This window comes from Streptomyces goshikiensis (genome assembly GCF_014650555.1).
Taxonomy (GTDB): Bacteria; Actinomycetota; Actinomycetes; order Streptomycetales; family Streptomycetaceae; genus Streptomyces; species Streptomyces goshikiensis.
Genome location: NZ_BMVE01000010.1, coordinates 73,863 through 99,498 on the forward strand (window position 1 = coordinate 73,863; position 25,636 = coordinate 99,498).

At 75.4% G+C, this 25,636-nt stretch carries 17 protein-coding genes; 11 read left to right on the plus strand and 6 right to left on the minus strand.

Annotation, left to right across the window (positions count from 1 at the left end; genetic code table 11):
- Positions 1–16 precede the first annotated feature (16 nt).
- Together IE248_RS25740 and IE248_RS25745 are read left to right on the plus strand one after the other, a co-directional pair.
- Positions 17–262: a phosphopantetheine-binding protein gene (locus tag IE248_RS25740; protein ID WP_037796925.1), complete on the plus strand. Its 246-nt coding sequence runs from the start codon at positions 17–19 to the stop codon at positions 260–262.
- Entirely contained in the window at positions 259–1,485 is a 1,227-nt protein-coding gene (locus IE248_RS25745) for a beta-ketoacyl synthase N-terminal-like domain-containing protein (RefSeq protein ID WP_229895521.1), read from the plus strand. Before IE248_RS25740 ends, IE248_RS25745 begins: the two co-directional genes overlap by 4 nt.
- On the opposite strand, the gene IE248_RS25750 is transcribed toward IE248_RS25745, so the two are convergent.
- Genes IE248_RS25750 through IE248_RS25760 form a run of 3 tightly spaced genes read right to left on the minus strand, consistent with a single transcriptional unit; the run spans position 1,451 to position 9,368 of the window.
- The gene (locus IE248_RS25750) at positions 1,451–2,206 is read right to left on the minus strand and encodes a thioesterase II family protein (protein ID WP_190031846.1); all 756 of its coding nucleotides are present in this window, start codon (positions 2,204–2,206) and stop codon (positions 1,451–1,453) included. The two genes, IE248_RS25745 and IE248_RS25750, sit on opposite strands and share 35 nt — an antisense overlap.
- Positions 2,203–8,946 carry a non-ribosomal peptide synthetase gene (locus tag IE248_RS38260; RefSeq protein WP_190031847.1) on the minus strand — a complete coding sequence of 2,248 codons (6,744 nt, stop codon included), beginning with the start codon at positions 8,944–8,946 and terminating at the stop codon, positions 2,203–2,205. The genes IE248_RS25750 and IE248_RS38260 overlap by 4 nt, the downstream gene beginning before the upstream one ends.
- Complete coding sequence (locus tag IE248_RS25760; protein WP_047960903.1) at positions 8,943–9,368, minus strand: group II truncated hemoglobin; 426 nt, start codon at positions 9,366–9,368, stop codon at positions 8,943–8,945. The genes IE248_RS38260 and IE248_RS25760 overlap by 4 nt, the downstream gene beginning before the upstream one ends.
- 181 nt (positions 9,369–9,549) lie before the next feature.
- Between IE248_RS25760 and IE248_RS25765 the strand changes: the two genes are divergently transcribed.
- The 5 genes from IE248_RS25765 to IE248_RS25785 are packed head-to-tail and all read left to right on the plus strand — an operon-like array spanning position 9,550 to position 14,284.
- Complete coding sequence (locus IE248_RS25765; protein ID WP_008744141.1) at positions 9,550–10,776, plus strand: cytochrome P450; 1,227 nt, start codon at positions 9,550–9,552, stop codon at positions 10,774–10,776.
- The gene (locus tag IE248_RS25770; RefSeq protein ID WP_073794152.1) at positions 10,773–10,997 is read left to right on the plus strand and encodes a ferredoxin; all 225 of its coding nucleotides are present in this window, start codon (positions 10,773–10,775) and stop codon (positions 10,995–10,997) included. Before IE248_RS25765 ends, IE248_RS25770 begins: the two co-directional genes overlap by 4 nt.
- Before the next feature lie 58 nt (positions 10,998–11,055).
- Complete coding sequence (gene ccrA, locus IE248_RS25775) at positions 11,056–12,414, plus strand: crotonyl-CoA carboxylase/reductase (protein WP_008744143.1); 1,359 nt, start codon at positions 11,056–11,058, stop codon at positions 12,412–12,414.
- Positions 12,411–13,403 carry a 3-oxoacyl-ACP synthase III family protein gene (locus IE248_RS25780; RefSeq protein ID WP_190031848.1) on the plus strand — a complete coding sequence of 331 codons (993 nt, stop codon included), beginning with the start codon at positions 12,411–12,413 and terminating at the stop codon, positions 13,401–13,403. The genes ccrA and IE248_RS25780 overlap by 4 nt, the downstream gene beginning before the upstream one ends.
- Positions 13,400–14,284 (plus strand): 3-hydroxybutyryl-CoA dehydrogenase, encoded by an 885-nt coding sequence (locus tag IE248_RS25785; protein ID WP_229895522.1) that lies wholly within the window; start codon positions 13,400–13,402, stop codon positions 14,282–14,284. Before IE248_RS25780 ends, IE248_RS25785 begins: the two co-directional genes overlap by 4 nt.
- A gap of 31 nt (positions 14,285–14,315) precedes the next feature.
- On the opposite strand, the gene IE248_RS25790 is transcribed toward IE248_RS25785, so the two are convergent.
- A complete protein-coding gene (locus IE248_RS25790) occupies positions 14,316–15,743 on the minus strand; it encodes a M1 family metallopeptidase (protein ID WP_190031849.1) in 1,428 nt (475 codons plus the stop codon).
- A gap of 46 nt (positions 15,744–15,789) precedes the next feature.
- Positions 15,790–19,710: a Pls/PosA family non-ribosomal peptide synthetase gene (locus IE248_RS25795; RefSeq protein WP_190031850.1), complete on the minus strand. Its 3,921-nt coding sequence runs from the start codon at positions 19,708–19,710 to the stop codon at positions 15,790–15,792.
- A 245-nt stretch (positions 19,711–19,955) separates the two neighbouring features.
- Here IE248_RS25795 and IE248_RS25800 point away from each other — a divergent pair, with 245 nt between their 5' ends.
- Both IE248_RS25800 and IE248_RS25805 read left to right on the plus strand, forming a co-directional pair.
- A complete protein-coding gene (locus tag IE248_RS25800) occupies positions 19,956–20,708 on the plus strand; it encodes an ArsR/SmtB family transcription factor (RefSeq protein WP_190031933.1) in 753 nt (250 codons plus the stop codon).
- A gap of 85 nt (positions 20,709–20,793) precedes the next feature.
- Positions 20,794–21,705, plus strand: coding sequence for a DMT family transporter (locus IE248_RS25805; RefSeq protein WP_073779552.1), 912 nt, complete (start codon positions 20,794–20,796; stop codon positions 21,703–21,705).
- A 64-nt stretch (positions 21,706–21,769) separates the two neighbouring features.
- Here the strand turns inward: IE248_RS25805 and IE248_RS25810 are convergent, their stop codons facing one another.
- Positions 21,770–22,393 carry a TetR/AcrR family transcriptional regulator gene (locus IE248_RS25810; protein ID WP_229895524.1) on the minus strand — a complete coding sequence of 208 codons (624 nt, stop codon included), beginning with the start codon at positions 22,391–22,393 and terminating at the stop codon, positions 21,770–21,772.
- A 160-nt stretch (positions 22,394–22,553) separates the two neighbouring features.
- Here IE248_RS25810 and IE248_RS25815 point away from each other — a divergent pair, with 160 nt between their 5' ends.
- Both IE248_RS25815 and IE248_RS25820 read left to right on the plus strand, forming a co-directional pair.
- The gene (locus tag IE248_RS25815) at positions 22,554–24,833 is read left to right on the plus strand and encodes an MMPL family transporter (RefSeq protein ID WP_190031852.1); all 2,280 of its coding nucleotides are present in this window, start codon (positions 22,554–22,556) and stop codon (positions 24,831–24,833) included.
- Entirely contained in the window at positions 24,830–25,558 is a 729-nt protein-coding gene (locus tag IE248_RS25820) for an LmeA family phospholipid-binding protein (protein ID WP_229895525.1), read from the plus strand. The genes IE248_RS25815 and IE248_RS25820 overlap by 4 nt, the downstream gene beginning before the upstream one ends.
- The last annotated feature ends 78 nt before the right edge of the window (positions 25,559–25,636 follow it).

The window sequence follows — 25,636 nt, forward strand, 5'->3', positions numbered from 1 at the left end:
GGACAAGGGAGACACCATGGACCACACCGACGGGGTCGTGCTCGCCGCCATCCGCGCGCACGCGACCGCGATCCTGCCCGACCTCGCGCCCGCCGACATCGTGCCCGAGCGCACCCTCGCCGAACTCGGCCTCAACAGCGTGGACCGCAGCGAGGTCGTGACCAACGTGATGGACGACCTCGACGTACTCGTCCCGATCACCGAGTTTCGCCAGGCCATGCCGGTCGCCGAGCTGGTCGTCCTGTTCGAACGGTACCGGTGAAGCCGCCCGGCGCCCGGGTCGTGGTCACGGGCCTGGGCGCGCTCTCGCCGCTCGGGCCCGACGTGCCCCGGCTCGCCGACGCCCTGCGCGCGGGCCGCCCGGCCATCGCCGCCACCGGCCCCGGGGAGCCGGTCCCCTACCGGGCGGCCCTCCCGGACGCCGCGGTGGGCGAGGCCCTCACCGCGGCGGCGCTCCCGCCGGCGGCGACCCGCCGCACCTCCCGCCCGGCCCGCGCGGCCCTGGCCGTCGCGGGCCAGGCGTGGCGGGCGGCCGGGCTGCACCTGCGCGCCCCCGACCCGCGGCGGATCGCCGTGGTCGTCGCCGGGAACAACCTCAACGGCGCCCAGAGCGCCGCCGCGGCGGCCCGCCTGGCGAAGGACCCGATGCTGGTACCGCCCCGGCTGGCGCTCCAGTACCAGGACACCGACCAGGTGGCCACGCTCAGCGAGGCGTTCGGGATCCGGGGCGAGGGCCTGACCGTCGGCGGCGCCTCGGCCAGCGGCAACCTCGCCCTGATCCACGGCGCCCGGCTGGTCTCCTGGGGCGTCGCCGAGGTCTGCCTCGTCGTCGGCGCGCTCGCCGAGCCCGCCCCGGCCGAACTGCGCAGCTACCTGAACCTGGGCGCCATGGTGCCCACCGCGGGCAGCGGGCCGGGCGGCCCCTTCGACCGTTCCCACCGGGGCTTCGTCCACGGGCCCGCGGCGGCCGCGATGGTGCTGGAATCGGCCGAGTCGGCGGCGCACAGAGGAGCGGCGGCGCGGGCCGAACTCGCGGGCTGGGCCGCCGGACTCGATGCGAACAGTCAGCCCGACCCCACCGTCGAGGGCGAGGCGGAGGTCATGGCCCGGGCCCTCGCCGACGCCGGGATCAGCGCGGCCGAGGTGGACCTGATCGGCGCGCACGGCACCGGCTCCCCGCTGGGCGACCGCGTCGAGGCGGACGCCATCGCCCGCGTGTTCGGCGCCGCCGGCCCGTGGGTCAACACGGTCAAGGGACTGGCCGGACACGCCCTCACCGCCGCCGGTACCCTCTCCGCGGTGGCCGTCGTCCTCCAGCTGCGGGGCGGCTTCGTCCACCCGACGCCCTGGGTGCGCGACCCGATCGACGGCGCCCCGAGACTGGTCGGGGACACCGCCGTCACCACCCCGCTGCGCTGGGCGCTCTCCAACGCCTTCGGCTTCGGAGGGTTCAACTCCAGCCTGGTGTGGCGGGCCGCGCCGTGACGCGCCGCGCCGCGTCCAGCAGGGTGCGGCGCAGCGCCTCGGGCAGCCCCTTCAGGTAGAAGTGGTCCCCCGGGAAGACGTGCAGGCCGAACCCCCCGGTCGTGAGCTCGGCCCAGCGCGCCATCTGCGCCGGGCTGACCTCCGGGTCCGCGTCGCCGGTCAGCGCCGTCAGCGGGCCCGTCAGCGGCGGGGTCGCCGCCGGCCGGTAGGTCTCCACCAGGGTGAAGTCGGCCCGCAGGCACGGCAGGAACAGGTGCGCCAGGTCGGGCGAGTCCAGCACCGCCGACGGCGTGCCGCCGAGCCCCGCGACCACGTCCACGAGCTCCCGGTCGCCCAGCAGATGGCGTTCCCCCGTCACGCCCGGCATCCGCCGGCCCGAGACGATCGTCATCGCCGGCGCCGGGCGCAGCCGCTGTGCCACCTCGTAGGCGACCATGGCGCCCATGCTGTGCCCGAACAGCATGTACGGCCGGTCCAGGAGCGGCTCCAGCGCCGGGACGAGGTCCTCGACCAGGTCCGTCATCCTGGTGTACGGGGCCTCGTGGATCCGGCGTTCCCGCCCGGGCAGCAGCACCGGGACGACGTCGATCTCCGGCGCGAGCATCCGCCGCCAGGGCAGGAACAGGGCGCTCCCGCCGCCGGCGTGCGCGAAGCACAGCATCCGCAGGGGCGCCTGCGGATCGCGCGCCCCCGCCGTCCAGTTGGCCGCCGCCACCGTCATCGCGTTCCTCCCGCGTCGCGTACCACCAGGTGTCCGTACGAACCGCCCGATCCGACGGCGTTGACGATGGCCCGCCGCGGTTCGCCGGACGGCGCCCAGTCCAGCGCCTCCCGCGGTACCACCACGGTCCGGTTCGCCCAGTCCACCAGCGGGTTCGGCCGGTCGGAGAGCAGGGTCGGCGCGATCCTGCCGTGCCGCAGCTGGAGCAGCACCTTCATCAGCTGTGCCATTCCGGCCGCCGCCTCGGCGTGCCCGATGTTCGGCTTGAGCGTGCCCATCGGGACGGGCCGCCCGCCGCCCGCCAGTACCTCGGTGAAGGCCGCGATCTCCGCCGCGTCGGCCAGGCCCGCGCCCGCCGCCGCGCTCTCCACGTACGACACGCCCGCCGGGTCCAGCCCGGCCGCCGACAGCATCCGGTTCAGCGAGGACACCAGCGGCGCCGGCCCCGGCGCCCCGAACCGGCCGCCGCCGCCCGCGTGCGCGCTCCACGACGTCTCCAGCACACCGTGCACCCGGTCGCCGTCGCGCGCGGCCGCACCGGCGCGCCGCAGCAGCACCGCGCCGACCGCCTCGCCCGGACACCAGCCCGGCGCGACCTCGTCGTACGCCCCGCGCGGCAGGCCGTCCGGCGCTGCGCTGAGCAGCCCGAGCCCGTCCAGCAGCCCCAGGTGGCGGCGGTGGGCGACCAGGTTGACCCCGGCGACCACCGCGCTGTCGCACTCCCCGGCGCGCAGCGACTCGACCGCCAGGTGCAGCGCGGTCAGCGAGGACGAGCAGGAGGTGTCCACGGCCAGGCTCGGACCCTGCCAGCCGAAGGCGTGGGAGAGCCGGTGGGGCACGCTCGCCCTGCCGTCCACCACCTCCACCGGCTCGCCGCGCTCCCAGGCGTCCCCGGCCGCCGCGAGGTGGTCGTCCCACATCGACGCCACGAACACGCCGACCCGCCCGCCGTCCTCGGTCAGCGACCGGGGCGTGTGCCCGGCCTGCTCCAGGCACTGCCAGACCGTCGGCAGCAACAAGCGCAGCTGCGGGTCCAGGGCGGCCGCCTCGGCGGGCGAGATCCGCAGGGGCCGCAGGTCCACCGGGCCCAGGGCGTCCAGGAACCCGCCCACCACGGGCCGCCCGGTCCAGCCGAGCGCCGCCGCGCGGGCGGCCGGCAGCGGGGCGAGGGCCGAGCGGCCCTCGGCCAGCATCCGCCACAGCGCGTCCGGCCCGGCGGCTCCGGGGAACCGCCCCGCCATCCCGACGACGGCGACCTCCTCCGGACGCCGCGCCGAGGCGGCCGCGGGCGCCGACCACAGCGGCTCCACCGGTCCGTTGTCGTCCGACGCGTCCAGCGGAGCGCACAGGAAGCCGAGCTGGAACGTGTGGGACGGTCCCAGCGCGAACGCCTCGGCGAGATCGCCCTGCCGCAGGTCGCCCACCGGACACAGGGCGACACCGGCCGGCACCTGCTGCTGCATCAGCAGCTGCGCCATGTGCCCGCTCTCCAGGGCGAGGTACCGCGACGCCTGCGCCCCGTACAGCGGTTCGATGCCCCGCTCCTCGCCGACCAGGTAGATCTCGGCGGCGGCGTGCGCGGCGAAGGGCCGGTTGTAGAAGACGTGCGCGTTGACCGGTACGACCGCGCCGGCGCCGACCGGCTCCAGCGCGTGCTCGCGGGGCCGGTAGTAGTACGCGCCTTCGGCCAGCCCGTCCACCGCCTCGCCGCGCACCAGCACGTACACCTGGACGGCGTAGGTGTCCCCGGCGGAGGCGTAGAGCGCGCCCGCCGTCCTGTCCTCGCCCGTCCGGGCCAGCACCCGCAGCAGCTCGCCGAGCCGCGCCGCGCCCAGCCGCCGGCCGGCGACCGGGCGGCGGCTGGCACGCCAGCGCCGCTGACCCTCGGTCGGCCGCTCGCCCGCCAGCGGCAGCCGCGCGGAGTGCTCCGCCGCGGGCCGCTGGCCGAAGTCGCCCTCCTTGAAGCGTGCCCGCTCGTCGGCCGCGAAGAAGTCCACCCGCGCCGGCGCCGTCCGCTCCACCACCGGCTCCACCACCGGCTCCGGCGCCCGGACGGGCTCCGGCTCCGGCACCTGGACGGGGTCCGGCACGGGTGCCGCCGCCTCCGACGCCCCCGGCCCCGCCAGGTGCGCGGCGATCGCGGCGACCGTCGGATCGGCCAGCAGCACCGACACCGCGACCTCGCGCCCGTACCGCTCCAGCAGGATCCGGCTGGCCCGCACCATGGTGAAGGAGGTGGCCCCCAGCTCCCACAGATCCGTGTGCGGATCCACCGGAGGCAGGTCCAGGAGCTCCCCGAACAGCGCGGCGATCGGCTCGACGTCGCCGACGGCCGGCGCCGGCGCGGCCGTCACCGGCCACGGCAGGGCGTCGCGGTCCAGCTTGCCGTTCGCGGTGGCGGGCCACCGCGCGACGAACCCCACCGCACTGGGCACCATGTAGTCGGGCAGCGCCGCCGCCGCGTGCGCCCGCAGCGCCTCCGCGGCCGGCGGCGCTCCGTCCGGGAGCACGTACGCCACCAGCCGGTCCTCCCCGGAGCCACCGGACCGCAGCAGCACCACCACGTCCCCGACCCCGGGGTACGTCCGCAACCGGTGCTCGATCTCCTGGAGTTCCACCCGGAACCCGCGCACCTTCACCTGCCCGTCGCGCCGGCCGAGGAAGTGCAGCAGGCCGTCCGGCGCGTAGCGGGCCCGGTCGCCCGTGCTGTACATCCGGGTCTCCGGGAGACCGGGGAACTCCCCGGTCACGAACCGCTCGGCGGTCAGCTCGGGCTGCCGGTAGTACCCGTCGGCCAGACACGCGCCGGCGATGTACAAGTCACCCTCCTCGCCCACCGGCACCGGACGCCGCTCCGCGTCCAGGACGTAATAGCGGCAGTTGTCCAGCGGCCGCCCGTACGGGACGCTGCGCCAGCCGGGATCGACCCGGTCCACCACGAAGTAGTTGGACCAGACCGCCGCCTCGGTCGCCCCGCCGAGACTCACCAGCGTGGCCCCGGGGAGCGCCTCCCGCAGCCGGTCGGGCAGCCACAGCGGCGTGTAGTCACCGCTGAGGAACACCAGCCGCAGGCTCTCGCCGCCGGGCAGGGCCGATCCGGCGGGGAACTCCGGCGCCAGGTTCGCCAGCGTGGTCGGGGCCGAGTTCCAGAAGGTCACCGGCTCCTCGCGCAGCACCCGCGACAGCAGCCGGGGGTCGCGCTGCTGCTCCTCGTCGGCCACGTACAGGGCCGCGCCCAGGCTCAGCAGCCCCAGGATGTCGAAGACCGACAGGTCGAAGCCCAGCGAGGTGACCGAGAGGCCGAGGTCACCGGGCCCCAGGGCGAAGGTGCGGCGGGCCCACTCGAACAGGTTGAGCAGCGGGCGGTGGGCCATGCTCACGCCCTTGGGCCGTCCGGTGCTGCCCGACGTGAAGATCACGTACGCCAGGTCGTCCACGCCGTTCACCGGCTCCGGGGCCCGCTCCTCCCGGCGGTGCGGCCGCGCGAGCACCGCGTCCAGGTCGACCGCCCGTACGCCGGTCACCGAGGCCGCCCACGGGCACGCCGAGTCGTGCAGCAGGAACGCGGCGGCCGCGTCGGTGAGCAACACCTGGGCGCGGTCCCGGGGCAGGGACGGCAGCACCGGCAGATAGGCGCCCCCCGCCTTGAGGATCCCGAGCACCGCGACCACCATGTCGGGGCCGCGCCGCACCGACACCCCGACCATGTCGCCGCGCCCCACCCCCGCCTCGCGCAGGGTCCAGGCCAGCCGGTTGGCGCGCAGGTCCAGCTCCTCGTACGTCAGGGCGCCACCGGCCCAGCGCACCGCCACGTCGGCCGGGCGGACGCGCACCTGGTCCTCGATCAGCACCTGCACCGGCAGCTCGGCGGGGAACGGGCGCGCAGTGTCGTTCCAGCGCGCCGCCGGGACCGCCGGATCCGCCACCGGCGCCCCCGTGAGCTCCGCCAGCCCGGCGAGGTCGGCGGCGAAGCGGGCGAAGGCCTCGTCGAGCAGCCCCTCGGGCAGCCGCTGCGGCAGCGCGTCCCAGGCGAACTCCAGTACGTCACCGTCCTGGACGGCCACGCAGTCCAGGGCCACGCCCGGAGTGCTCGACAGCCAGCCGGCGGCGCTCACCCCGTCGGGCAGCGGGTGCGCGTCCAGGTCGAACACGCTGGTGTACACCACCGGCATGCCGGAGCCCGCGCGCCGCGATCTGCGCAGCTCTGCCAGCCCGCTCGCGGCGTCGGCCGCCCGGTCCGCGGCGAGCACCGCGTCGTAGCGTCGGGCCAGGTCCAGCAGCGGAGCGCCCTCCGCCGAGGCCGTCACCCAGCTCAGCGCGGTCAGTTCGGCCGGCCGGGCCACGTCCGAGCCGTCCGTCCAGCGGACCACGGGGACGGCGAACACGTCACCCAGCCCGGGGGAGAGGGCGCGGGCGTACGCGGCGAGCAGCAGGGCGTCGGGCGAACAGCCGTGCGCCGCGGCGCCGGTCACCACCGCGCGCCAGCCCGGCACCGTGCCGCGCAGCCGGGTCCGGGCCCCGTCGTCCGGGGCCTCGGCCAGGCGGGGCCCCGGCGGCAGTCCGGCCACCCGCCGCCGCCAGTGCTCGCGCGCCGCGCCGGCGTCCAGCGACGCGGGCCTCGCCGGGGACGCGCCGGTGTCGGGGCCGGTACCGCCGGCTCGGACGCCGTTGCCGTCGCCGGCGCCCTCGCCGACGATCCCACCGTCGTCGTACGTGTCGCCGCCCTCCGCGTACAGCCGCATCAGCTCCCGCCCGACCAGGTGGATGCTCCGCGCGTCGATCAGCGCGAGGTCCACCGACAGGAACACCACGTCCGCGCCGTCCTCGCCGCGGCCCACCCGTACCGCCAGGTGGCCCGCGCCGGGGGCGTACGGCTCCCGCAGCAGCTCCGTCCGGGTCAGCGCGGTCAGTTCGAGCTCCCGCACGGCCGGTGGCACCGGCGCCGCGGGCACCCGGACGCCGTGCTCGGCGTCGACCCGCGCGGCCAGCACCGGATGCCGGTCCACCAGGCGCTCCAGCGCCTTCTCCAGGCGGGCGAGGTCCAGGTCCGCGACCTCGTGGCCCAGCAGGACCCGGCAGCCGCCCGCGCCCTCGGGGCCGTCGGGGCCCAGCTCCCGCGCGACCAGGTACGCCTGCTGCAGATCGTTGAGCGGCACGTCCGCGGCGCCGCCGGCCGCCTCCGGCGCCGCCGCAGCCGGGCGGGGCACCCGGGCCAACGCCCGCAGCCGCCCGGTGTACGCGTCGAGCAGGGCCTGCGCGCCGGGCGCCGCGAAGGCGTCCTCGACCACGTCCCAGCGGTAGTGCAGGGCGCCGTCCGCCTCCCACACCTGGTGGTCCAGCGCCACCCCGGAGGTCCGGCCGACCGCGTACCGCACGGCCGTGGCGAAGCCGCCCACCGGCTGCTCCTCGCCGAGCATGGCGGTGAACACCACCGGCAGGTCCGGCACGTTACCCCGGCGCTGCCGCAGCGCGGCGACGCCGGGCACCGTCGCGTGTTCCAGGTCCTCGGCGAGCAGCCGGTGCACCGCGCTCGGGTCCGGGTCCGACACGGGGAAGACCAGGGTGGAGGTGAAGGTTCCGACGGTGTCCTCGGCGCCCCGCATCCGCGCCCGGTCGCTCGTGGTCAGGACGAGGGTGAACGGCAGCCCGGCCCCCGCCCCGGCGAGGGCCGCCGCGAACTCGGCCAGCAGCAGCGCGGTCGCGGTCACCCCCCGGCGGGCCGCCTGCGCGCGCACGGCCGCCCAGGCGACCGGGTCGAGGGATCCCGTCAGCGGCCGCCGGTCCGGCCCGCCGCCCACGTCGCCCGGCTCCCGCGCGGGCGTGCGCACGATGCCGGGCCCCGGCGGCAGGGCGGCCAGCCGTTGCTCCCAGTACCGCAGGTCGGCGGCGTACCGCTCGCCGGTGGCCTCCCGCGCCACGGCGCCCGCGAAGCCGGCGAAGGGGGCGGGCGCCGGCTCGGCCGCCAGCACGGCCGGCGACCCGTCGTAGGCGCGCCACCAGTCCCGCAGCAGCACCTGAAGGCTCCGGCCGTCGCAGACCAGCCCGTCGACGGCCAGGTGGACCAGGGAGCCGCCGCCGCTCAGGGCGGTCGCCTCCACCTCGTACAGCGGCCCGTCCCCGGCGGTGTAGCGGCGGCGGGAGAGCCGGGCGCGGACCTCGGCCGGGTCGTGACCGGCGGGGTGCGCGGGGATCGGCAGGTCCCGCGCGGGCCGCGGCCGCAGCGCGCCGCCCGCGGTGAGCTCGCAGTCCAGCATCGGGTGCCGTCGGCGCACGGCCAGCCAGGCGCGCCGCAGCCGGGCGACGTCCAGGCCGGCCACCGCGAACTCCCGGTAGTGGTGGCAGCCCACCGCGTCCGCCACCAGCCCGTCCTCCTTGCCCACCAGGTACGCCTGCTGGAGCGGCGTGGGGGAGAACGGCGCATCGTCCGCCCCGGCCCCGGCGTCCCCGGGGTCCCCGGACGGGGCGGTCAGCCGCCGTCCGGCCGTCGCCGTCTCCCGTACCTCGGCGGCCAGTTCGGCGAGAGCGGCCGTGGTGAGCCCCTCGCGGAGCCGGGCCAGCGGCACGGGGGCGCCGATCCGGTCCTCCAGCGCCAGCGCGAGGCGCACCACCGTCATCGAGTCGGCCCCGGCGGGCAGCACCGGTTCGTCCGGCGCGGGCAGCCGCCCGTCGAACGACTCGCTCAGCGCCGCGACGACCTCGTCGAGGGGAGGCCGCCCGGCGCCCTCCGTCCGCCGCGTCACCAGGTCCAGCTTCCGAGCCGGCCGTGCCGCGTTTCGAGGTCTTCCTTGCTCATCCGGGACGCCCGCGCGGTGATCGCCGACGCCCGCCGCAGCTCCTGCTCGAAGCGGGTGCGGAAGCGTTCGTCGTCGGGCAGCCCGACCTCGTCGGCGGCGGCCAGCATCAGCTCCACGAACCGGTCCCGCTGCTCGTCGGTGATGCGCAGGTCCGCGTGCATCCGCTTGACGTGCTCGAACCCGCCGATCTCGTCCGTGAACGCGGTGCCCGACCCGAAGACCTCGACGAAGTAGGCGGTCAGGTGACGCACGTGCGTGTCACCGGTGTAGCGGAACATCCGCCCGATCAACGGGTCGGCCACCGCGGCCCGGTGGAACGCCTCTGCCAGGCGCCCCAGGGGGCCCTCGCCACCGACGTGCTCGTACATCGTCACCGCGACCTCCGGGGTCGTGCGCGCCTTCGGGAAGGGAAACCGCCCCGACCATAGGCGCGCCGATCACGGGCGCCCGCTCACGTTTGAGCGTCTCGCGCCGCGCGCCTGTGCCAACCTCGGTCCGTCCCGCGGAGGTTGCGGATCTTGACCCGTCCGAGCAGGAAATGAGGTCGCAGTGGCTGACCAGCTCCCCACTTACCCGATCACCGAGCGCACCTGTCCCTACGACCCGCCCGCCGGTCTGCTGGAGTTGCAGAGCCAGGCACCGCTGGTCCGCGTACAGCTGCCCACCGGCCCGGCGTGGCTGGTGACCGGCTACGACGCGGCGCGAGCCCTGCTCGACGACCCGCGGATGAGCTCGGACATGGGCCGCGAGGGCTTCCCGACGCTGTACAAGCAGAAGATGCGCCCCGTGCTCAAGGGCTCCTTCATGCGCATGGACGGCGACGACCACGCCTTCTACCGCACCATGCTCGCCGGGGAGTTCTCGGTCAAACGCGTCGCGGCGATGCGCCCCGAGATCGAGGAGGCGTGCGACCAGCTCCTGGACGAGATGGTCCGCAAGGGGCCGCCGACCAACCTGCACGAGGCGTACGGGATCCCGGTCTCCTCCCGCTCGATCTGCCGGCTCCTCGGAGTGCCCTACGAGGACTCGGAGTTCTTCACCACGCACCTGGAGGCGCTGTTCGATCCGCACCGGGCCGGCGCGCCCGAGCGGATCGCGGCGAGCAAGGCCGCGCTCAGCGGGTACCTCGACGAACTCGTCACCCGCAAGCAGAAGGACCCGGGCGACGACATGATCAGCCGGCTCGTCGCCGACTACCTGGTACCGGGCAAGGTCGAGCGGCCCGAACTCCTGCTCACCTCCTACCTGTTGCTCGCGGCGGGCCACGAGACCACCGCCAACATGATCACCACCGGGACCGCGGCGCTGCTGATGCACCCCGAGCAGCTGACCGCCGTACGGGACGAGCCGCAGCTGCTGCGCGGCGCCGTCGAGGAGCTCCTGCGCTACCTGAGCATCTTCCAGTTCGGCATCACCCGCATCGCCGTCGAGGACGTCACCTTCGGGGACCAGACCGTCGCCGCGGGCGAGGGCATCATCGTCTCCCCGCTGCTGGGCAACCGCGACCAGGACGTCTACGGAGACCCGCACACCCTCGACGTGCGCCGCCGCAGCCGCCCGCACCTGAGCTTCGGGCACGGCCCGCACCTGTGCGTCGGCCACACCCTGGCCCGCATCGAACTCCAGATCGCCTTCGAGCGGCTCCTGGCGCGCCTGCCCGACCTGAGCCTCGCCGTGCCCGCCTCCGAGGTGCCCTTCCGTACCGAGACCCTCGTCTTCGGCACCGTCGACCTGCCGGTCACCTGGGGCGGGCGCACCGCCGGGGCCTCCGCGTGAGCCCCGCCGCCGAGCCCGGCCGGCTGCTGCGGGTGGACCATGCCGCCTGCTGCCGCTCCGGCGCCTGCTCGCTGGTCGCGCCGGACCTCTTCGACCAGGGCGACGACGGCAAGGTGCTGCTCAAGACCGCCCGGCCGCCCGCCCACCTGTGGGAGGCGGCGGAAGAGGCCGCCGACTACTGCCCTGTCTCGGCCATCGAGCTGGAGACGCTGCCCGAGTGACCCGGCCGCCCGGCGGCACCCGGCGACAGGAACTCGACGTCGATCGCGAGGAACGCACATGGACCCGCTCAGCAAGGCCGTGCTCAACGGCGCACCCCCCGACGAGATAGAACGGCTCCCGCTGCCCGACGAGTTCCTCGCCGGGCACCTGAGGGCCACCGACGCCGACGCATCCGCCGGCACGGGCGTCAAGGACGTACGGAACACCTTGCACGTGGGCCCCGTGCCGATGCCCGAGCCCGCCCCGGACGAGGTCGTCGTCGCCGTGATGGCCAGCTCCATCAACTACAACACGGTGTGGTCGGCGATGTTCGAGCCGATCTCCACCTTCACGGCCCTGCGCCGCTTCGCCAAGCAGGGCGGCTACGCCGCCCGGCACGACCTGCCGTACCAGGTGGTCGGCTCCGACGCGGCCGGCGTCGTGGTCCGCACCGGCGCGGGCGTACGCCACTGGCGGGCCGGGGACCACGTGGTGGTCAGCCCCGCCTACGTCGACGACCAGGACCCCGGCTCGCACGACGACGGCATGATGGGCGAGAACCTGCGCGCCTGGGGGTACGAGACCAACTTCGGCGGCCTCGCCCACTACACCGTGGTGCGCGCCAGCCAGCTCGTCGCCAAGCCCCCGCACCTCACCTGGGAGGAGGCGGCCACGGTCACGCTGTGCGCGGGCACGGCGTACCGGATGCTGGTCAGCGACCACGGAGCCCGGATGAAGCAGGGCGACGTCGTCCTGATCTGGGGCGCCACCGGCGGCCTGGGCGCCTACGCGATGCAGATGGTCCGCAACGGCGGCGGCATCGCCGTGGGCGTCGTCAGCTCCGCCGCCAAGGCCGAGTTCCTGCGCGCCCAGGGCTGCGACCTGGTCATCGACCGCCGGGACCTCGGCATGGGGGACGACGCCGACCCCGCCGCCGACGCCGCGGAACTGGGCCGCAGGCTCCGCCGGGCCGTCGTCGCCGAGATCGGGGAGGCCCCCCGCATCGCCTTCGACTACGTCGGCCGGGCCACCTTCGGCACCTCGGTGCACGTCGTACGGCGCGGCGGCACCGTGATCACCTGCGGATCCAGCACGGGGTACCAGCACACCTACGACAACCGGTACCTGTGGATGAACCTCAAGCGGGTCATCGGCAGCCACATCGCCAACCTCCAGGAGCAGACGGAGTGCCTCCGGCTGTTCAACCAGGGCCGGATCGTGCCCGTCCTCACCCGGGTCTTCCCGCTGGAGGAGGTCGCCGACGCCGCCCGGCTCGTCCAGGAGAACCGGCACGTCGGCAAGGTCGCCGTCCGCTGCCTGGCCCCCCAGGACGGGCTGGGCGTGACCGACCCGGCCGCCCGCGCGCGCATCGGCGAGGACCGCCTCACCGCCTGGCGCCGCGTTCCCGCGCCCGCCCCCACCGGGGCCGGCCGATGAGCGCCCGGGGCATCGTCGGCACCGGCTCCTACCTGCCCGAGCGGGAGGTGAGCAACAAGGAGGTCGCCGAGTGGTGCGGCATCACCGCCGAATGGATCGAGGAGCGCACCGAGATCCTCACCCGGCGGTACGCGGCGCCCGACGAGGCCACCTCCGACCTCGCCGCGCACGCCCTCACCTCGGCCCTGCGGTCGGCGGGCATCACCGCGGACCGGCTCGACTACCTCATCGTGTCGACCTCCACCGGCGACTCGCCCCAGCCGCCCACCGCGAACCTGGTGCAGCACGCCGTCGGCGCGACCGGCGCCGCCTGCTTCGACGTCAACGTGGTGTGCAGCGGCTTCGTGTTCGGCCTCGAAATGGCGCACCGGCTGCTCGCCGCCCGCCCCGACGGCTACGCCGCCGTCATCGGCGCCGACGTCTACTCCCGCATCCTCGACCACGCCGACCACCGCACCACCGTGCTCCTCGGCGACGGCGCGGGCGCCGCGATCGTCGGCCCCGTCCGCGACGGACACGGCTACCTCGGCGCCGAGCTGGCCAGCCGGGGCGACGCGCACCGACTGATCCGCGTCGAGGCGGGCGGCAGCCGGATCCCCACCACCCCGCAGACGCTGGCCGACGGCGGCCACTACTTCCGCATGGAGGGCCGCGGTGTCCGCGACTTCGTCATGGACCACGTACCGCCCGTCCTGGACCGCCTGCTGCGCGGCGCCGGGCTCACGGCCGCCGACGTCGACCACTTCGTACCGCACCAGCCCAACGGGGTACTGCTGCGGCGCCTGGTCGACAAGATCGGGATGTCCCACGCCCACACCCACCGCACGCTGGAGAAATACGGGAACGTGGGCAGCGCCTCGGTTCCGGTAGCCCTCGACGACGGCTGCCGCTCGGGACTCATCCGCGACGGAGACCTCGTCGTCATGGCCGGCTTCGGCGGCGGAATGTCGGTCGGGGCCACCCTGATGCGCTGGCAGGAGCGGTCATGACCCGGGCAGACATGACGCGGGAGAGTCCCTCCCGGGTGGGAGTGGTCGGCTGCGGCGTGATGGGCGCGGGCATCGCCGACATCGCCGCCAGGGCCGGACTCGACGTCCGCGTGGTCGTCTCCCGCGCCACCGCCGTCGAGCCCGCCCTCGACCGGATCCGCGGCTCGCTCGGCCGCTGCGTCCGCAAGGGCAGGCTCACCGAGGAACAACAGGACCGGGCCCTCGGCCGCATCGAGGTGACCGCCGACCTCGAACGGCTCGCCGACCGCGAGTTCGTGATCGAGGCGGTCCCGGAGGACGAGGCGCTCAAGACGGACCTGTTCACCCGGATCGACGGCATCCTCAAGGACGACGGCGCCGTCCTGGCCACCAACACCTCCTCCCTCCCGATCAGCCGGCTCGCCCGCGCCACGCACCACCCGGAACGCGTCATCGGCGTGCACTTCTTCAGCCCGGTCCCGGTGATGTCCCTGGTCGAACTGGTCAGCGCACTGCCCACCTCCGAGCAGACCCGCACCCGCACCACCGCGCTGCTGACCGGCCCGCTCGGCAAGACCGTCATCGACGCCCCCGACCGGGCGGGCTTCATGGTCAACGCGCTGCTCATCCCGTACCTCCTCGGCGCGATGCGCATGCTGGAATCGGGCCGGGTGAGCGCCGAGGCCGTCGACCAGGGCATGACCCTGGGCTGCGGACACCCGGTGGGACCGCTGCGCCTCGCCGACCTCATCGGGCTCGACGTCGTCAAGGCGGTGGCCGACGCCCTGCACCGCGAGTTCGCCGAGCCGCAGTACCTGGCGCCGCCGGCGCTGCTGCGCCTGGTGGAGTCCGGCATGCTCGGAAAGAAGAGCGGGCGCGGCTTCCACTCCTACGCGCGCTGAACCGCGCGAGCCGCCCCCTCGCCGGGCTCCGTCAGCCCCGCCACCGGCGACGGCCCGCGGGCTCGCCGTTCGTCGGCGGGTACCCGGGCCTCGCCGGTACCGACGGGGCCGCCGGCTGTGCGGGCGCGGCGGGCGGCGGCTCGGGCAGCGGCGGGAGGGCCGGCTCGTACAGCCAGGCCGAGAACAGCTCGTCCACCGGCTCGGCCGCGTAGCGGGCCACGTGGGCGGTGAAGGCGGCGGTGGTCACCACGCCGCCCCGGTGCACGGTCGCCCAGTCGCGCAGCATGCGGAAGAACGCGGCGTCGCCGAGCGCGCAGCGGACCGCGTGCACGGTGAGGCCCCCGCGCTGGTACAGCCGGTCGTCGAACATCAGCTTGCGGCCCGGGTCGGCCAGCGTGAGGTCCTGCGGCTGCAACACCAGCAGCCGGTGTGCGACGCCCGCCCGCTCGTGCGCGGTCCGGCTGCCCGAGCGCTCCGACCAGAGCCACTCGGCGTACTTCGCGAGGCCCTCGTTCAGCCAGATGTGCCGCCAGTCGGCGATGGTCACGCTGTTGCCGAACCACTGGTGCGCGAGCTCGTGCGCGATGAGGCGCTCGGAACCCCGCACCCCGTCCACGTGGTTGGCGCCGAACAGGGAGAGGCCCTGGGCCTCCACCGGGACGTCGAGTTCCTCGTCGGCGACGACCACCGCGTACTCGCCGAACGGGTAGGGCCCGAACAGCTCCTCGAACAGCCGCATCATGGCGGGCTGCCGTGCGAAGTCGCGGGAGAACCGCGCCAGCAGGTGCGCCGGCACGTGGGCGCTCTGCGGAACCCCGCCGAGCCCCGGTTCGCCGAGCAGCACCGTCTGGTACATGCCGATGGACAGCCCGACCAGGTAGCTGGAGGTGGGCGCGGACTGCTCGTACACCCAGGTCGTCGTGCTGGCCCGGGTCGTGCGGGTGAGCAGCCTGCCGCCGGCCACCACCGTGTAGGCGGACGGCGTGTTGATCGAGATCTGGTACGAGGCCTTGTCGGCGGGCCGGTCGTTGCAGGGGTACCAGGAGGGGGCGCCGACGGGCTGGCTGGCCACCAGCGCGCCGTCGGTCAGCTCCTCCCAGCCGATGCCGCCCCAGGGGCTGCGCACCGGTTTGGGATTGCCCGCCCAGTGCACCTCCACCGTGAAGGCGGCGCCGGCGGCCGGCGGCTTGGCCGGCCGGATCCGGAGCTTTCCGCCCCGGTGGGCGTAGTGCGCGACCCGGCCGTTCACCAGAACCCGGCCTATTTTGAACTCGGCCAGGTTCAGGTGGAACTCGGCGAGCGGCGCCCGGCCGGCGATCGCGCTGAGCCGGGCGGTCCCCGCCAGCCGGTTGGGGCCGGGCCGGTACTCCAGAGCGAGTTCGTACCGGTGCACGCGGTAACGGGGATCACCGTTGGCCGGAAAGTACGGGTCCGATGCCGCTGTCTTCTGGCCGTTCATTGCCGCTTCCGCTCCCTGCGCCGTGCTCGGTCCCGTTCGGGCCCGCTCAGGTCCGCCATGCCTCGATCGGATTGCCCAGCCAACGGGTGTCGGCGGGGACGGATTCCCCGGCCATCACGAGCGAGGCGGGCCCCAGCGTGCTGTGGGCACCGACCGTACTTCCTGGCAGGACGATTCCGCCCGGACCCAGGGTGGCGCCCTCGCGGAGGACCACAGTATCCGTCCTCAAGATCCGGTCGTGGAAGAGGTGCGTCTGCAACACACAGCCCCGGTTCACGGTCACCGCGTCGCCCAGCGCCACCAGGTCCGTCTCCGGAAGCCAGTAGCTCTCGCACCACACGCCCCGGCCGATCCGGGCCCCCAGCCCGCGCAGCCACAGCGCCAGCACCGGCGTGCCGGGAACGGATCCGACCAGCCACGGCACGGCCAGGACCTCGACGAAGGTGTCGGCCAGCTCGTTGCGCCACACGAAGCCGCTCCACAGCGGATGCTCGCCCGCCCGGTGCCGGCCCACCAGCAGCCACTTCGAGGCCATCGCGACCCCGCAGGCGGCCGCCCCGGCGGCGAGCAGGACCACCCCGGACAGCAGCGCGGCTCCCCACACGCCGGGCCCGCCGCTCGGCGTGGCCAGCGCGCAGAGCGCCGCCAGGGCCAGCACGGCCAGAGCGGCCGAGCAGAACACCGGGACGAGCCGGCACAGCTCCACCAGGCCGCGCGCCCACAGCAGCCGCGCGGGCGGATCGTAGGTCCGGCTCTGGTCGTCGGAGGCGGCGGACCGCGGCAGCTTGACCGGCGGCAGGCCCAGGTACGAGCTGTTCTTCTTGGCCTTCTTCGGAGTCGCCGACAGCACGCCGACCAGCCCGCCGTCCGGCACGTTGCGGCCCGGCGCGGTCATGCCGGAGTTGCCGAGGAACGCCCGGCGGCCGATCTCGGAACGGCCGATCCGCATCCAGCCGCCGCCCAGCTCGTACGGGGCGGTGAGGGTGTCGTCGGCGAGGAACGCGCCCTCGCCCACGGTGGTGAGGCTGGGCAGCGCCAGAACGGTGGACACCTCCGCGCCGCGGCCGATCTTCATGCCGAGCAGCCGCAGCCACACCGGGGTGATCAGCCCCGCGTACAGCGGGAAGAGCGTCTCCCGCGACAGGTCCATCAGCTGGGTGACCGTCCAGGCCTGCCAGCCGACCCGGCTGTGCGTCGGATGCGTACCGCTGTGCAGCCCGAGGCTCAGCAGACGTACGGCGACCAGCAGCAGTAGTGCGTACGCGAAACCGAAGGCGAGCGCCCCGGGCACCACGGCGAGCAGCGCCCCGCGCAGCGCCTCGGCGAAGGCGGCGTCGGCGGGCACGAACCGGCTCAGCACGAGCAGCGCGGGCACGGTGGCGAGCACGGGCAGCGCCGTGAGGCCGAGGCCGGCCGCCCCGTACGCGGCCCGCCAGGGCAGCCCGCGCGGCGGCCGCTCCGTGGGCCAGTTGCGCTTGGCCTTGCCGAGCTTGACGGCGGGCGCCCCGCCCCAGCGCTGCCCGGTCGGGATCTGCCCGACCACGGCGGAACCGGGCGCCACCTCTGCCCGCTTGCCGACCCGCGCACCGGGGAAGAGCATGCTCCGGGTGCCGACCACGGCGCCCGCGCCGACCCGCACCGGGCCGATCTCCAGCCGGTCCCCGTCCAGCCAGTGCCCGCACAGGTCCACCTCGGACTCCACGGCGCAGCCGCGGCCGAGCCTCAGCATGCCCGTCACGGGGGGCAGCGAGTGCAGGTCCACCTCGGAACCGACCTTGGCGCCGAGCGCCCGCGCGTACCGCTCCAGCCAGGAGCCCGTCAGGGACGTCGCGCCCGCGTACTCGGCCAGCCGCTCCGCCGTCCACAGCCGCAGGTGCACGCTCCCGCCGCGCGGGTAGCGGCCCGCCCTCACCCCGCGCAGCAGCAGCCGAGCGCCGCCGGCCGCGATCGCGAGCCGGCCCGGCGGGCTGAAGAACAGCGCCGCGCCGGCGGCGACCAGCCACCACGAGGCGGTCGGCGCCCACGGGTACGGCCCGAACCGGTGCAGTACGTTGCCCAGCGCCAGCAGCGCCACCGACCAGCGCAGCCCCACCAGGGTGAACAGCGGGACCAGCAGGAGCGTCTGCGCCAGCTGCGTGCGCCGCGGTACGGGCGCGACGACCCGGGCCGCGTCGTCGTCCCGGACGGACTTCTCCAGCCGCCGGGCCAGCTTGCGCAGCACGGGCTGCTGGTAGATGTCGAGGACGGCCGCCCGGGGGTAGCGGGTGCGCAGCCGCGTGGTGAGCCGGGCGGCGGCCAGACTGTTGCCGCCTATGGCGAAGAAGTCGTCGGCGGCGCCGGTGACGGCCACCCCCAGGGTCTCGCTCCACTGCTCGGCGAGCCAGGCCTCGGTGCCGTACAGCTGCTCGGTGGGGCCGGTGGTCTCCGCTTCGGGCAGCGGCCAGGGCAGCGCGTCCCGGTCCACCTTGCCGGAGGTACGGGTCGGCAGCTCGGCGACCGGCGCCAGCAGCGGCACCAGGGCCGCGGGGAGTTCAGCGCGCAGCCGCTCCACGGCCGCCGCCCGGTCCCAGCCCTCCTGGGCGACCAGGTAGCCGACCAGGAGCTGGTTGCCGCCGCGCGCCGTACGGACGGCCGCGGCCGCTCCGGCGACCCCGGGCAGGGCCTGGAGGGCGGCGTCCACCTCGCCCAGCTCGATCCGGCGGCCGCCCAGCTTGATCTGCTCGTCGCCGCGGCCGAGGAAGACCAGCCCCTCGGGTTCCGCGCGCACCAGGTCGCCGCTGCGGTAGGCCCGCTCCCAGCCGAGGGCTTCCAGCGGGGCGTACTTCTCGGCGTCCTTCGCGGGGTCGAGGTAGCGGGCCAGACCGACGCCGCCGATGACGAGCTGGCCGCTGCCGCCCATGGGCACCGGCTCGCCCGACTCGTCGACCACGGCCAGCTCCCAGCCGTTCAGGGGCAGGCCGATCCGGATGGGCTCCGCACCGGTCAGGAGCGAGGCGCAGGCCACGACGGTGGCCTCGGTGGGCCCGTACGTGTTCCAGACCTCGCGCCCCTCGGTGACCAGCCGCTGGGTCAGCTCGGGCGGGCAGGCCTCGCCGCCGAAGATCAGCAGCCGGACCTCGTCGAGGGTCTCGGGCTCCCAGAGCGCGGCCAGCGTCGGCACCGTGGAGACGACGGTGATCTCCAGTTCCACCAGCCAGGGGCCGAGGTCCGCGCCGCTGCGCACCTGGGAGCGGGGGACGGGCACGAGGCAGGCGCCGTGGCGCCAGGCCAGCCACATCTCCTCGCAGGAGGCGTCGAAGGCGACGGACAGCCCGGCCATCACCCTGTCGCCGGGGCCGATCGGCTCCTCGGCGAGGAACAGCGCGGCCTCGGCGTCCACGAACGCGGCGGCGCTGCGATGGCTGACGGCGACGCCCTTGGGCTTGCCGGTGGACCCGGAGGTGAAGATGATCCACGCGTCGTGCTCGGGGCCGGGCCGCGCGGCGGGCACGGCCCGGTCCGCGAGGCCGGTGACCTCGATGCGCTGCCCGGCTCCCAGCACCGCCCGGACGCCTGCCTCGCCGAAGACCAGCTCGGCGCGCTCGTCCGGGTCCTCGGCGTCGACCGGTACGTAGGCGGCGCCCGCGGCGAGTACGCCGAGGACGGCCGCGTACAGCTCGCTGGTCCCCGACGGCACGCGTACGCCGACCCGGTCACCGAGCCCCACCCCGGCGGCCTCCAGGGCGCGCCGGCGGCGCTCCACCTCGGCCGCCAGCGACCGGTAGGTCAGCCGGGTGGTGCCGTCGTCCAGGGCGAGCTCGTCGGGGTAGGCCCGTACGGACGCCTCGAAGACGTCGACGAGGGTGCGGGGCGGGGCCGCCGGACCGGCCGAGAACCGGGCTGACTTGGCCCCGGCCTCATCGGACCCGTCGTACACCTCCCCGTCGTCGAGCAGGGTCAGTTCACCGCGCTCAGGTGTGGCTGCCATCGGCCCTCGCGTCTCGGTCCCGGAAGCTCCGGGTCGCCGGCGGAGCCCAGGTTTGCCCGGGTTGTTCCGGTCCAGCGCCAAACAACCCGCCAGTCTAGTGCGGTGCCGTGAATTTTCCCGTTGACGTCCCGGGCGCGTGGCGCGGAAGCGACGGTGGGCACCCGGGGCGGGGACCGGACAAAGGGACCGGGGCAACCATTCGGCGTTCGACGAAGTTTTGGGGCACCCTGGAGGGCATGAACGACATGCGGGCCGCACGGCCGACCGGCGCGGCCGCCACCGATACCGACGCCGACGCTCCCGACCCGGCGGCGCGCCTGGCCGCCCTCGCGGCGGCGCTCGCCGACGAGACCCGGGCCGCCATCTGCATGACCCTGCTCGAAGGGCGCGCCTGGACCGCGGGCGAACTGGCCCGGATCACCTCGGTCGCGCCGTCCACCGTCAGCGGCCACCTGGCGCGGCTGCTCGACGCGGGCATCTGCGTGACCGAGCGGCAGGGCCGGCACAGCTACGTCCGGATCGCCGACGCGGCGACGGCCCGCCTGGTGGACGAACTCGCCTCGCACGCCATCCCGGGCCGGGACGCCGCCCACGCGGTGCCCGTGGTCTCCGCGCCCGACCCGCTGGCCCGCGCCCGCACCTGCTACGACCACTTCGCGGGACGGTTCGGCATGGCGGTCACCGACGCCCTGGAGGGGCGCGGCCTGCTGCGCACCGAGGGCGCCTTCCAGCTGACCGAGGCGGGCCGGGAGTGGTGCGGGCGGGCCGGTGTCGACCTCGCCCACCACGGGCGCAGGCCGCTGGCGAGCTCCTGTCTGGACTGGACCGAGCGCCGCCGCCACCTGGGCGGCCTGGCCGGGGCGCGGCTGTGCGCGCGGGCGCTGGGGGAGCGGTGGGTGGTGCGGCCGGAGGGCGGCGGGCGCGGGCTGCGGGTGACCGGGGCCGGGGAGGCGGCCTTCGAGGCCCTGCTGGGGATCACCCCGGACGCCTGGGCCTGAGCGGCGCGCCTGCTCCGGGCCGGAGCAGTCTGAGGGCCGAACATTTCGGTGGACACCGAAATGTTGCCTGGGTAGGGTGCGGCGTATGAAGTCCCGCCTGAGTCTGCTCCCGCCCGGCGCCCTCACGGCCGGCGCCGTGTCCTTCACGGTGTTCGCCTGGGCCTCCGCCTTCGTCTCCATCCGCAGCGCCGGCTCCGCCTACTCGCCAGGAGCCCTGGCCCTCGGCCGTCTGCTGACCGCCTCCGTGGTGCTGATAACCCTGCTCCTGGTGCGCCGGGTGGGCCTGCCGCCGCGCGGGGCCTGGCGCGGCATCCTGATCTCCGGCCTGGTGTGGTTCTGCGGCTACACGGTCGCGCTGAACTGGGGAGAACGGCTGGTCGACGCGGGTACGGCGGCCCTGCTCGTGAACACCGGGCCCATCCTGATGGCGCTGCTCGCCGCCCGCCTGCTGGGTGAGGCACTGCCGCCGCGGCTGCTCGCGGGCATGGGCGTGTCCTTCGTCGGTGCGGTGGTCGTCGGCCTGTCCATGTCCGGCGGCGGCGGCTCCACGTCCGTCCTCGGGGTGGTGCTGTGCCTGCTGGCCGCCGTGGCCTACGCGAGCGGTGTCGTCGCGCAGAAGCCCGCCCTCTCCTTCGGAACGCCCCTGCAGATCACCGCGTACAGCTGCCTGACCGGCGCCGTTGCCTGCCTGCCCTTCGCCGGACAGCTCGTGGCGGAAGTCCCCGAGGCGCCGCTCTCGGCCACGTTGAACATGGTCTACCTGGGCGTGGTGCCGACGGCGCTGGCCTTCATCGCGTGGACCTACGCCCTGGCCCGGATGCCGGCCGGGAAGCTGGGCTCGACCACGTACGCCGTCCCCGCCGTCGTGGTGCTGCTGAGCTGGGTGTTCCTCGGGGAGGTGCCCGCCTGGCTGACCCTGCTCGGCGGAGTGCTGTGCCTGGCCGGCGTGGCGGTGGCCCGCAGCCGGCCGCGCGCGGCCGCCCGCGCGGCGGCGTAGGGCCGCGGCACAGGGTCCGCGCCGCGGCGCGGACCGCGTCCGGCGAGGCCGGGCGGGGGGCTGCTCAGGGGGGCGGCGCCGGCGGGTCCGTCGCCGCGAGCAGCGCCTGGACGGCGGTTCCCATCGCGCGGCGGGCCGCCTCGACGTCCAGCCCGCTGCTGCGCCAGTGGTACCAGGCGCCCCAGGTGGTGACCGCGTCCAGCCCGTTCAGCAGGTCGGCCGCGCGCGCGGCCGGAACCCGGCCGAGCTCCTCGGCGAAGACCGCGGCCAGCCGCGCGCGGGCGAGGTCCAGTACCTGCCGGGTGACCTCGTCGATCCGCGCGGACCGCTGCTCCAGACGCATCGTCGTCAGCTGCGCCGGGGTGATCCACTCCAGGATCCGGGCGCGCTGTTCGGTGAGCGCGTCGACCCGGACCGCGCGCGGGCCCTCCGTGGGCAGCGGCCTGATCTGCTCCATCAGCTGTTCGAGCCGCCGGGCGATGGCCGTCTCGATCAGCTGGGCCATGTCGGCGAAGTGGTGGAACACCAGGCGCCGCGAGACGCCGGCGCGCTCGGCCACCCGGTCCGCGGGGAACTGCGACTCGCCCTCGTCGAGCAGGGCCAGCACGGCGTCCGCGATCTTCACGCGGGACTGCCGCCCGCGCTCCGTCCGGCCGTCCGAAGAGCGGTCCTGCGCCTGATCGGCCACCTGCTCCACCTCGGTCCCTCCCCGTCGTCACCCACCGGCATTGTCGCAAACGCCGGGTGCGGGCTGCGCGGCGGCGCGAGGCGATTGACGTTATTGCACTCGGAGTGCAAAAGTGGCCCGGCGGCGGCCGTCGTCGCCGGACCAGAGGGAGCGATCGAGGATGTTCGTCAGTGTGGGGCGGTGGTGTGCCCGCAGGCCGAAGCGGACCATCGCCGCATGGCTCCTGCTGCTGCTCGCGCTGGGCGCGGCCGTCGCCCTGTGCGGCCGGGTCACCAGCGAAGCGGTCTCCATCCCCGGCAGCGACAGCCAGGCGGCCGCCGACGCCGCCCGGGCGTTCCCCGGCTCCGCCTCGGGCAAGCAACCGCTGGTCCTGCACACCGGGGCCGGCGGCGCCGACCTGACCTCGGCCGGGGCGCGGGACGCGGTCGCGGCGGCGGCCCGGAACATCGCCGGCGTTGACCACGTCGTCGCGGTCACCACCCCCTACGAGGGCGCCGGACGGGCCGCGATGAGCGCCGACGGGCACACCGCCTTCCTCTCCGTCGAGCTCGACGTGACGGACCGGGACATCACCCCCGAGGTCACCCGGCGGATCGTGGACGCGGCCCGGCCCGCCGAGGCGGCGGGGATCGAGGTCACGCCCGGCGGCAGCCTGGCGGCCGCGGCCGACAAGGGCTCCACGCGGCACAGCGAGATCATCGGGCTGCTGGCGGCCCTCGCCATCCTCTGGTTCGGCTTCCGCAGCGCCGTCGCCGCCACCGTGCCGCTGATCGCCGCCGTCGTCGGGCTCGGGGTGTCCCTCTCGGTGGTCGGGCTGCTCGGGCACCTGATGGACATGCCGTCCGCCGGATCCACCATCGCGGCGATGATCGGCCTCGGCGTGGGCGTCGACTACAGCCTCTTCTGCCTCACCCGCTTCCGCGAGCTGCTGGGCGACGGGGCCTCGGTCGAGGACGCCGCAGCCCTGACCACGGCCGCCTCCGGCAAGGCCGTGGCCTTCGCCGGCTGCGCTGTCGTCGCCGCCCTCGCGAGCCTGGCCCTCGGCGGACTGCCCCTGCTCCACGCGCTGGCGCTCGCGCCCGGCATCGCCGTACTGGTCGCCGTCGCCGCCACCCTCACCCTGCTCCCGGCCCTGTTCGCCCTCCTCGGCCGAAGCCTCGCCCCCACCCCGACCGCGTCGGGCCCGGTGGCGCCCGACGCGGCGACAGCCCCCGGCCCTGCGGCATCGGATGCGGCGGCCGGAGGCGGGTGGCGGCGGGTTGCCGAGCGCGTCGCCAGGCAGCCCTGGCGCCATTTGATCGGCGCCCTGCTGCTGGTCGCCGTACTGGCCGCCCCGGCCGCCGGGCTGACCTTCGGTCAGCTCGACGGCGGTGACAAGGTCTCCTCGACCGCGAGCCGCACGGCCTACGACCGGCTCGCCGGCGCCTTCGGGCCGGGTGTCAACGGGCCGCTCCAGGTCACCGACGCCCTGCCCGACCCCGCCTCCGGCCCCACGGACCCCCGTGTCGACAAGGTCACCGACGCCCTGAAGGACACCCCCGGCGTGGCCGCCGTCGGCCCCCCGCAGCTCAGCCCCGACGGCCGGACCGCCCGCTGGCAGGTCACCCCGACCACCGCGCCGGGCGATCCGGAAACCGCCCGCCTGGTGCACCGGCTGCGCGAGAGCACCCTCCCCGCAGCCACCGCCGACACCGGCCACGGCGCCCACGTGAGCGGCGCGCCCGCCGCGCAGCTGGACCTGAACGACCGGCTCTCCCGGCGGCTGCCCGCGATCATCGCGTTCGTCCTCGTCATCGCCGCCCTGCTCCTGCTGCTGGCGTTCCGGTCCGTGGTCGTCGCGGCGACGGCCGCCGTACTGAACCTCGTGTCCGTGGCCGCCGCCTACGGCGTGCTGACCGCCCTGTTCCAGCAGGGCTGGGGAGCGGGGGCGCTGGGGCTCGACGGGCCCGTGCCCATCCCCGGATACGTTCCGCTGCTGATGTTCGCCGTCCTGTTCGGGCTGTCGATGGACTACGAGGTCTTCCTCCTCAGCGCCGTCCGCGAGGCCTACCTGAAGAGCGGCGACCACCGCGGCTCGGTGATCACCGGCCTGGCGAGGACCGGAGGGATCATCACCTCGGCCGCCCTCATCATGGTCTGCGTCTTCCTGAGCTACCTGCTCTCCGACGACCCGGTGGTCAAGATGTTCGGCATCGGCCTCGCCACGGCGGTCGCGCTCGACGCCACCCTCGTCCGCGGGCTCCTGGTCCCCGCTGCGATGATCCTTCTCGGCAAGGCCAACTGGTGGCTGCCCGGATGGCTCGACCGGGCGCTGCCCCGGATCGACATCGAGGGCGGCGACCACGTGCCACCGCCGGGGCCGGCGACCGAACCAGAACCCGGACCCGAGGCCGAACCCGACCCCGAAGCCGCCCCGCCCGTCACCGTGAGGAAGACATGAACCGCACCGCCCAGGCCGAGTCGGCCCCCGTCACCGAGCCGCGGCGCGTCCGGCGCCGGTTCGGCGCCCGCCGGTGGGTGCTGATCGGCGCGGGTGCGCTGGTGGCCGTGGCGGCGCTGGCCGACACCATCGCCGCCGGGGTCACCGAGAGCGACCTCGCCGACCGCGTCGCACGCCGGCAGAGCGCCCTCACGGGGGCCCCGGACGTTTCCGTCGACAGGTTCCCGTTCCTGCTCCACGCGGCTCGCGGGACGTTCCCTCACGTGGAGGTGCGGGCCAAGGCCAAGACGGATGAGGGGCTGCCCGTCACCGCCTCCGTGGACCTGCGGGACGTGTCGAAGACCGGGGGCGGATACCGGGCCGCCACGGCGCGGGCCGACTTCAGCGTCCCCCTCGACGCGCTGGCCGCGCACCGGGGCGAGGGCGTCCGGCTGTCCGAGTCCGACGGCCGCCTGCGGATCACCCGCGATTTCCTCGGCATGCCGCTCGTCGTCACCGCGGAGGTCGGGCTGAGCGGTGACACGGTGACGCTGGAGGCCTCCGCCGCCACCTTCGCCGGGCGTCCCCTGGATCCCGCCAACCCCCGGATCGCCGCCGCCGTCAAGGAAGCGGAACGCGAGATCCCCGACCTGCCCCTCGGTCTCGAACCCTCCGGGGTCTCGGTGGCCGAAGGGGCGGTGACCGTCCACGCCCGGGCGAGCGACGTGGCCCTCGACCCGGCGTGACACCGGCACCCGCCCCCGCGTGACACCGGCCCCGGCCCGCGCGCACCGGCCCCGCCCCCGGCGTCCCCCCGGCCGCGC